Origin of the sequence: Mesobacillus sp. (genome assembly GCF_049588175.1) — a bacterium.
Taxonomy (GTDB): domain Bacteria; phylum Bacillota; class Bacilli; order Bacillales; family Cytobacillaceae; genus Mesobacillus.
Window position 1 is genome coordinate 1 of the sequence record NZ_JBAVFI010000176.1, and the last position, 2,124, is coordinate 2,124.

The 2,124-nt window shown below is 36.8% G+C and carries 2 protein-coding genes and 1 pseudogene; 1 reads left to right on the forward strand and 2 read right to left on the reverse strand.

The annotated features are described in order from the left end of the window. Positions 1–403, reverse strand: a pseudogene (locus WB217_RS04125) (ATP-dependent DNA helicase); the annotation flags it as partial. 295 nt (positions 404–698) lie between these two features. On the opposite strand from WB217_RS04125, the gene WB217_RS04130 reads away from it, so the two are divergent. Beyond that, positions 699–1,226, forward strand: coding sequence for a GNAT family N-acetyltransferase (locus tag WB217_RS04130; protein ID WP_423990904.1), 528 nt, complete (start codon positions 699–701; stop codon positions 1,224–1,226). 269 nt (positions 1,227–1,495) lie between these two features. On the opposite strand, the gene WB217_RS04135 is transcribed toward WB217_RS04130, so the two are convergent. Next, complete coding sequence (locus WB217_RS04135; RefSeq protein ID WP_423990906.1) at positions 1,496–1,912, reverse strand: hypothetical protein; 417 nt, start codon at positions 1,910–1,912, stop codon at positions 1,496–1,498. Positions 1,913–2,124 lie beyond the last annotated feature (212 nt).

The window sequence follows — 2,124 nt, forward strand, 5'->3', positions numbered from 1 at the left end:
TCTTTACACAGACGTAATTTTCTCGAGCCTTTGCCAAACGAACATCGACATTCAGGCCTAGTGCTTTCTCAAGCTTTTCAATATCTCCGCCTTCTTTGACAAGCTGTTCAATAAGCGTTTCATCCGAACAAGTAATGATCGCCGGCTTTCTCATATAACGGGCATAAAGGATGGCATATATAAGATAAACAAAGGTTTTGCCAGTCCCAACTCCCGCTTCCGCAAATATTATTCCCTTATTTTTAAAAGCCTGCTCTACCTGGAAGGCCATATAAATTTGTTCGTCACGCAGTTCATAGCCTTTTTCAGGCAAAATATCATAAAAAACATCACCAATATAATCACCTAATAAATCAAAAAAGGTATCATCCTTGGTAATGGTAAATGGAAGTGTGTTAGTCATGCATTCTTCTCCTCAAAAAATACGCATTTTCATTCTTGGCACAAAAAAGCCAACTTTTATCATAACAGAAAAATAAACATTACGCTCAACAGATGAAATAAATTTTATCTTTTGTTAAATCTTCGGTTCAATTTATGGAATATACTGCTAAAATGAGTTTACGGAGATATCAAAAGACAGTGGTATAAGAAATTTACGGAGAAAAATTCCACACACAAGAACTAGTTTGAGAGAAATCCCAAGCATTTGAACAACAAAATAAATAATTATAAATATAATATAGGAGGCTATTTTTTTGATTTTTACTATAAGGCAGGAAAGCCCCTCAGACTATCAAGACATCAGAGAAGTAAATATCCTTGCATTTAACAATCAGGAAAACGAAGCGAAATTAGTAGAGCTGATTAGACAGTCTGAAAATTTCATTCCTCAGCTCTCTTTAGTTGCCGAATCTGAAAATCAAGAAATAATCGGTCACATTCTTATTAGCACGATCACTATTGTAACGGAAAATGGAAAAATATCGACATTGGGACTAGCACCGATGGCTGTAAAACCTGGATATCAAAATAAAGGCATTGGCTCAGCACTTGTATCCAGTGGGTTGGAAGCTTGCCAAGAATCAGGTTATAAACATATTTTTGTACTTGGGCACCCGAACTTTTACCCTCGCTTTGGATTCGTCTCTTCCAAAGCTAACGGAATAAACCCTCCCTTCCCCGTTCCAGATGAGGTATTTATGGCACTTGAGCTCGAAAGCGGCTCATTATCGGGGATGCATGGAAGGATTGAATATCCAGCTGCATTCAATGCTGTAACTTGATACTCCCAGTGCTTATGCAATTGGATTCTGAAGTGCTAAAAGTTCGCAAATCATATCTCATTTGCACTAATCTTCAGTCAAATTGTGCCATCGTACCGCAGATAAGCCAAGCATAATTTTACATCCTTTGCATTGTCTGACATGTCTTTCTAGCCGTGATCATCAAGTAAAATCAGCGGAAGATCTGTTCTGTACTTTTCTTGCTGTGTGGACCAGAACGTCCACTCAGTATAAGAACTAATTGAAATACTCCAGCGGTGTGATTTCGATTACCTTTCATTCATAAATTCTTTTTGGAGTACCTGGAGATCTTCTTCATTAAATAATCTGCCATAACCTTCATTTGGATGATTGCTTATTAGCGTAGCAGTACCACCATCAAACCAGATTCTGTATTCATATAATCTTTCAGGCATATTTTTATCTTCCATTATAAAAAAAGTGGCTAATAGATCCTCTTTCCTTGCCATGGATGCATTTGTATTAGCTTCCCATTTTATATCATGAAGAGCTTGTTCCACCGCTCGTATGCTTTCTTGATCAACAATCATCCTTACTTCATCGTTTTTCGAACCTTGAGATAAATCAACTTGGACATCTATCCTTGTTATCTTTGATTGTTTTTCAGGACTACAGCCCACCATGAGAACTGAAAATATTAAGTTTAAGATCACCAATCGCTTCATTAACTCAGCTCCTATTCCGATAATCTTTTCCGATGCATGACATATTGTGATTTACTATATTTAAACTTATTTACTTCATAAAAGGAATCAGCACTTCTTCATAAAACAGGCTGACCATATTGATCTATGAAAGCACAGCAAGCAGACTTGCAACAAGTTCCGGCCTATTCAAGTCTTTTGGAATTGTGTATGTATAACTACATCTTCTACAT